The following is a 6,099-nucleotide window of genomic DNA, read 5'->3' on the forward strand; positions in this document are numbered from 1 at the left end:
GCCGTTCAACGGCTGGCCGGTGCTCGCCCTGACGCTGCCCTTCGCGGTGTGGCTGATCGACGGCGCAGCCGCGCCGTCGCGGCTGCGGTCCGCGCTGGTCGCCGGCTGGATCGGCTGGTGCTTCGGCTTCGGATATTTCCTCGCCGGCCTGTGGTGGATCGGCTCGGCCTTCCTGGTCGACGCGGACGTCTTCGGTTGGCTGATGCCGTTCGCGGTGGCCGGGCTCCCGGCCCTGCTGGGCGGCTTCACGGCGGCCGGGTTCGCGCTCGCGCGCCTGTTCTGGACGCCGGGCTGGCCGCGAATTCTCGTGTTCGCGACGGCGCTCGGCCTCGCCGAGCTGGCGCGAGGCCATCTCTTCACCGGCTTCCCGTGGAACTCCTTCGGCTACGCGCTGGCCGACCAGCTTTGGCTTGGCCAGTTCGCCTCGGTCGTCGGCGTCGAGGGCCTCACCTTCTTGGCGCTCGCGATCTTCGCCGCGCCGGCGGCGCTCGTCGACGCCGGCAGAGCCGGCCCTCGGCTGGTCGCGGTCGCGGGCCTCGCCCTGCTTGCGCTCGCCGGGTTCGGAGCCTTCCGGCTTGCAGGCGCAGAGGCGGGCGTCGACCCGCGGCTCAAGGTCCGGGTTCTGCAGCCCGAGATCCCGCAGGACATGAAGTCGCAGGACTCCCAGGCCGACACGATCATGGACACCTATGTCGCGCTGTCGGACGAAGCGCGCGGCCCCGGGCATAGCGGCTTCGCGGATGTCGGGCTGCTGGTGTGGCCCGAATCCGCCTTCCCGTTCCTGCTGTCGCGGACGCCGGATGCGCTGGCGCGGATCGGCCGGAGCCTTGCTCCGGGCTCAGTGCTGGTGACCGGCTCCGTGCGCGGAGAGCGGCGGCCGGACGGCTTGGGGGCCGATTTCTGGAATTCGCTCCACATGGTGGCCGACGACGGCTCGATCCTCGCCACCTACGACAAGATCCACCTGGTGCCGTTCGGGGAGTTCCTGCCCTTCCAGTCGCTGCTCGAATCGATCGGCCTCGAGCAACTGACCCGGCAGCGGGGCGGCTTCGCGACCGGCGACCGGCGGTCGATCATCTCGCTCCCGCAGGGCCCGCGCTTCCGGCCGCTGATCTGCTACGAGGCGATCTTCCCGGCGGAGATCGCCTCCGGCGATGAACGGCCCGACTTCCTGCTCAACATCACCAATGACGCGTGGTTCGGCCGGACGCCGGGACCCTACCAGCATGCCGCCCAGGCGCGGGTGCGGGCAGTGGAGCAGGGCCTTCCCATGGTGCGCTCCGCCAATGGCGGCGTCTCGTCGGTGGTCGACGCCTATGGCCGCACGATCGCGGCGCTCCCGCTCGGCGCGCGCGACGTTTTGGACGCGCCTTTGCCTCTTCCGATCGCGCCGACGATCTTCGTCACAACCTGCGGTCTTCTTTACCTGTGCTTTCCCGTGATTTTCGGCATTATCGTATTCACGTTTCGGAACCGGGTTTGACAAGCCTCAGGCGAGATGACCATCTACGGCCTCAAGCCGCCTAGGCGGCGCTCCGCAGAGCGCCAGCGGCGTTCGTGCGCGTGAAACAGGAGTTGTACGGCGGGGGCGACGCCGCACGATCGGTTGCTAGGAGAATTCAGATGATTAAGAAGACGCCCAACCCGGTCGACAAGCATGTCGGCAGCCGGGTAAGAATGCGGCGCGTCTTGATCGGCATGAGCCAAGAAAAGCTCGGTGAAGCGCTTGGCATCACCTTCCAGCAGATTCAGAAGTACGAAAAGGGCACGAACCGTATCGGCGCGAGCCGGATGCAGCAGATCGCCACTGTCATGGGCGTGCCGGTGTCGTACTTCTTCGACGACGCTCCGGGCTCCGAATCCCGGAGCGAAGGCTTCGGGGAGAGCCAGGGCTCGGATTACGTGGTCGATTTCCTGACGACGACCGAGGGGCTTCAGCTCAACAAGTCCTTCGTCCGCATTCAGGACGCGAAGGTTCGGCGGAAGATCGTGGATCTCGTCTCCGCCCTGGCCGATCAGGAACTCAAGTCGGCCTGACGGGCGCGCGGGTTGGCCGCGCCCCGGTCCGGCGCGGCCTCAATTGGCTCGGCTTGACCGTTTTCGCCGCATCTGCGAAATCACGAGAGCGTTCGGCAAACCGAACGCTCTCGTCGTTCGACCGGTCCGGGGGAGCTGCCATTGGCCCGCGCTGATTACCTCTTTACGAGCGAGTCTGTATCCGAAGGCCACCCCGACAAGGTGAGCGACCGCATCTCCGATGAGGTGGTGGACATCTATCTGGGCGCTGAGCCGGAAGCGCGCGTCGCCTGCGAGACGCTGTGCACCACGAACCGCGTGGTGATCGCCGGCGAGGTCCGCGGCCCTGACAGCATCACCACGGATCAGATCGTCGAGGCGGCCCGCGCGGCGATCAAGGACATCGGCTACGAGCAGGAAGGCTTCCACTGGGAGAAGGCCGACGTCTCGGTCTACCTGCACGCACAGTCCGCCCATATCGCGCAGGGCGTCGACGCCGGCGGGAACAAGGACGAGGGCGCCGGCGACCAGGGCATCATGTTCGGCTACGCCTGCCGCGAGACCCCGTCGCTGATGCCGGCGCCGCTCTATTACTCGCACAAGATTCTCGAGCGGCTCGCGCAGGTTCGCCATTCGGGTCAGGAGCCGACGCTCGCCCCCGACGCGAAGAGCCAGGTCACCGTGCGCTACGCCGGCGGCAAGCCGGTCGGCGTGACGTCGATCGTGCTCTCCACCCAGCACACCGACGAGAGCCAGAGCTCGCGCGACATCCGCGCGATCGTCGAGCCCTATATCCGCGAGACGCTGCCCGAGGGCTGGATCTCCGACGAGACCGTCTGGCATGTGAACCCGACCGGGTCCTTCGTGATCGGCGGCCCGGACGGCGATTGCGGCCTCACCGGCCGCAAGATCATCGTCGACACCTACGGCGGCGCTGCGCCGCACGGCGGCGGCGCCTTCTCGGGCAAGGATCCGACCAAGGTCGACCGTTCGGCCGCCTACGCGGCGCGCTACCTGGCCAAGAACGTGGTGGCCGCGGGCCTCGCGGATCGCGCGACGATCCAGCTGTCCTACGCGATCGGCGTCTCCGAGCCTCTCTCGGTCTATGTCGACCTGCACGGCACCGGCCAGGTTGACGAGGCGAAGCTCGAGAAGACGCTGAGCGAGGTCATGAGCCTCAGCCCGCGCGGCATCCGCACGAAGCTGAACCTCAACCGTCCGATCTACGCCCGCACCGCGGCCTACGGCCATTTCGGCCGCGAGCCCGACGCCGACGGCGGCTTCTCCTGGGAGAAGACCGACCTCGCCGACGCGCTGAAGTCCGCGCTGTCCTGATCAGCCGGCGGCCTCCGGGCCGCCGCCTCCCCTGACGGCGGCTTGAAGCATGTCCGAAGACGCGCGCCCCGGCGGCTCCTTTTTCGGACGGCGCCGCGGCAAGCCCTTGCGGGCCGGCCGCGCCGCCACTGTGGCCGAGAGCTACCCGCGCCTGCGCGTCGAGCCCAACGCGCTGCCGGACGATCTGGCGCAGCTGTTTCCCGATGGCGTCCGCGAGGTCCGGCTCGAGATCGGGTTCGGCGGCGCGGAGCATCTGCTGCACCGCGCGCAGGAGAACCCCGATGTCGGCTTCATCGGGATCGAGCCCTTTGTGGACGGCCTCGCCAAGGGCGTCGCCGGGGTCGAACGCCTCGGGCTGACCAACGTCCGCCTCTATGACGACGACGCGATCAAGCTGCTCGACAGGCTGCCGAGCGGTTCGCTTGCGGCCGTCGACCTGCTCTATCCCGACCCATGGCCGAAGACCCGGCACTGGAAGCGCCGCTTCGTCTCGGACGAGAACCTGCGCCGCCTGGCGCGGGTGATGAAGCCGGGCGCTCCGTTCCGCTTCGCCTCCGACATCGACTCCTATGTGGCCTGGACGCTCGCCCATGCGCGGCGGTCGCCGGAGTTCGAATGGACTGCGGAGGCCGCGAACGACTGGCGCGAGCCGTGGGCCGGCTGGCCCGGCACCCGCTACGAGGCGAAGGCGATCCGCGAGGGCCGGCGCGGCGTCTACCTGACCTTCCGCCGCATATGAGAACGGAACGCCCCTATCTGGCTGCGCCCGCGCGGGCCCGGGCGGTGCCGAGAAACAGGGCCAGGGTCGCGACGCCGAAGAACGAGACGGCGACCGGCAGGGCGAAGAGGCCCACCGTCTCCATGCCGAGCGTCTTGCCGAGCCCGACCCCCACGATCGCTCCGAACGTCATCTGGGCGAAACCGACCAGCGAGGACGCCGCGCCCGCCCGCTCCGGGAAGGGCTGGAGCGCGGAAGCCATGCTCTGCGGCATCACCAGCCCGACGCCGAACATGTAGAACATCATCGGGACGACCACGGCCGCGGGGCTCCTCGGGCCAAACAGGACGAGCCCGAGCATCAGCAGGCCGCCGAAGGCGACCGCCGCGGCGCCGACCCCGATCGCGCCGTCCAGCCCGCGCTTGCGGACGAGGGGGCCCGCCGTGAGGGTGCCGCCGATATAGCCGATGACGCCGATCGCGAACGCCGCCCCGTAGGCGATCTCGCTCAGCCCGTAGATCGACTGGAGGATGAAGGACGAGGTCGAGATGTAGGCGAACAGGCCGCCGAAGGCGATCGCGGTGAGGCCCAGATAGCTGACGAAGCCGCGGTGTCTCAGCAGCACGCCGTAGCTTCTCAGGACGGAGCCGAAGCTGAAGCCGCCCGCCGCGCGGGCGCGGATCGTCTCCGGCAGCCAGAGCGCAACGATGATCATCTCGCCGCCGAGGAGCAGCGTGAGCAGCACGAAGGTCGCGCGCCAGTTGAACGCGCTCTCCAGCACGCCGCCGATCAGCGGCGCGACCGCCGGGATCAGCCCGAGGATCGTCGCCATGTTGGACAGCTCGCGCGCGGCGCGCGCGCCGGAATAGAGGTCGCGCACGATCGAGCGGGCCAGCACGACCGGCCCCGCCCCGCCGAGCGCCTGAAGGAAGCGGGCCACGATCAGCGTCTCGATCGTGGGAGCGACCGCGCACAGAGCGCTGCCGAAGGTGAACAGGACGAGGCTTGCGAGCAGAACGGGCTTGCGGCCGCGGGAATCGGATAGCGGCCCATAGAGCACCTGCCCGCCCGCGAAGCCGACCAGAAAAGCCGACAGGGTGAGTTGCCCCTGCGCGGGCGTCGCGTCGAGCGCCGCGGTCAGCGTCGGCAGCGACGGCAGATACATGTCGATCGCGAGCGGGCCGACCGCCGTGAGCAGCGCCAGCACGGCGGTGAGGGCGAGCGTGTCGGGCCGCAGGCGCATCGGTTCCGCAGACGTTGGGGACGAGACCGCCGAGGAGCGGCGACAAGGGCGTTCTAGGGCGAAGACAGGGGCTTTGAAGCGCAGAGCCGCTCTGCGCGGGCGGCAGGGGGCTTGGATCACTCCCGATTCCCGCCGAGAATGACGGACGATCGTCCGCGACAGAAGGATTCAATGAATGAGCGACGAGACGGGCCACGACCATGAGCGCTGGAAGCATGACGGCGTGCGCGTCATCAGAGGCGATCGGCTGGACCCGAACACGGCGCAGACCCCCGGTATGTTCCGACAGGCCGCGATCAATCACGCCCGGGTCGGCGCGCAGAAGATCTGGGCCGGCACGGTTTCGATTGAGCCGAACGCCAAGACCGGGGTGCACCACCACGGCGCGCTCGAGAGCGTGATCTTCGTCGTCCGCGGCAAGGCCCGGATGCGCTGGGGCGAGCGGCTCGAGTTCGTGGCGGAGGCGGGCCCCGGCGACTTCATCTTCGTGCCGCCTTACGTGCCGCACCAGGAGATCAACGCCGATCCGGAAAACCCCCTCGAATGCGTCCTGGTGCGCTCGGACAATGAGGCGGTCGTGGTGAACATCACTGACGTCGACCCGGTGGAGGCCCCGGAGGAGGTCTATTGGGTCGACCCGATCCACAAGCAGCCGCAGGGGATCTGAACAAAATCCGGTGAGCCGCGATCGCTCTCCGGCCGCCCCAATGGCGGCCTGAGAGGCGCGCTTGGAGAGGCGCCCGCGGCGGCTTCGCGAGGCCGCGCGCCCTGCGCCAGCGGCGGTCCG

6 protein-coding genes are annotated in these 6,099 nt (G+C 69.0%); 5 read left to right on the forward strand and 1 reads right to left on the reverse strand.

From position 1 onward, the window contains the following. From lnt to trmB, 4 genes are all read left to right on the forward strand, one after another. A partial coding sequence (gene lnt, locus ACIKT0_RS11680; RefSeq protein ID WP_407105509.1) for an apolipoprotein N-acyltransferase occupies positions 1-1,483 on the forward strand: 1,483 nt, incomplete at its 5' end. A 140-nt stretch (positions 1,484-1,623) separates the two neighbouring features. Beyond that, positions 1,624-2,037, forward strand: coding sequence for a helix-turn-helix domain-containing protein (locus ACIKT0_RS11685; RefSeq protein WP_407105515.1), 414 nt, complete (start codon positions 1,624-1,626; stop codon positions 2,035-2,037). A 141-nt stretch (positions 2,038-2,178) separates the two neighbouring features. After that, complete coding sequence (gene metK, locus ACIKT0_RS11690; protein WP_407105510.1) at positions 2,179-3,351, forward strand: methionine adenosyltransferase; 1,173 nt, start codon at positions 2,179-2,181, stop codon at positions 3,349-3,351. Positions 3,352-3,400: 49 nt separating this feature from the next. Further along, positions 3,401-4,090 carry a tRNA (guanine(46)-N(7))-methyltransferase TrmB gene (gene trmB / locus ACIKT0_RS11695; RefSeq protein WP_407105512.1) on the forward strand — a complete coding sequence of 230 codons (690 nt, stop codon included), beginning with the start codon at positions 3,401-3,403 and terminating at the stop codon, positions 4,088-4,090. 13 nt (positions 4,091-4,103) lie between these two features. On the opposite strand, the gene ACIKT0_RS11700 is transcribed toward trmB, so the two are convergent. Continuing rightward, positions 4,104-5,312 carry a multidrug effflux MFS transporter gene (locus ACIKT0_RS11700; protein WP_407105513.1) on the reverse strand — a complete coding sequence of 403 codons (1,209 nt, stop codon included), beginning with the start codon at positions 5,310-5,312 and terminating at the stop codon, positions 4,104-4,106. A gap of 175 nt (positions 5,313-5,487) precedes the next feature. Between ACIKT0_RS11700 and ACIKT0_RS11705 the strand changes: the two genes are divergently transcribed. Continuing rightward, the gene (locus tag ACIKT0_RS11705; protein ID WP_407105514.1) at positions 5,488-5,979 is read left to right on the forward strand and encodes a cupin domain-containing protein; all 492 of its coding nucleotides are present in this window, start codon (positions 5,488-5,490) and stop codon (positions 5,977-5,979) included. The last annotated feature ends 120 nt before the right edge of the window (positions 5,980-6,099 follow it).

The organism is Hansschlegelia beijingensis, assembly GCF_045505405.1.
Taxonomy (GTDB): Bacteria; Pseudomonadota; Alphaproteobacteria; order Rhizobiales; family Methylopilaceae; genus Methylopila; species Methylopila beijingensis_A.

Coding starts and splice junctions, on each gene's coding strand:
- ACIKT0_RS11685 (WP_407105515.1), top strand. CDS start 1,624: ATGATTAAGAAGACGCCCAACCCGGTCGACAAGCATGTCGGCAGCCGG.
- trmB (WP_407105512.1), top strand. CDS start 3,401: ATGTCCGAAGACGCGCGCCCCGGCGGCTCCTTTTTCGGACGGCGCCGC.
- ACIKT0_RS11700 (WP_407105513.1), bottom strand. CDS start 5,312: ATGCGCCTGCGGCCCGACACGCTCGCCCTCACCGCCGTGCTGGCGCTG.
- ACIKT0_RS11705 (WP_407105514.1), top strand. CDS start 5,488: ATGAGCGACGAGACGGGCCACGACCATGAGCGCTGGAAGCATGACGGC.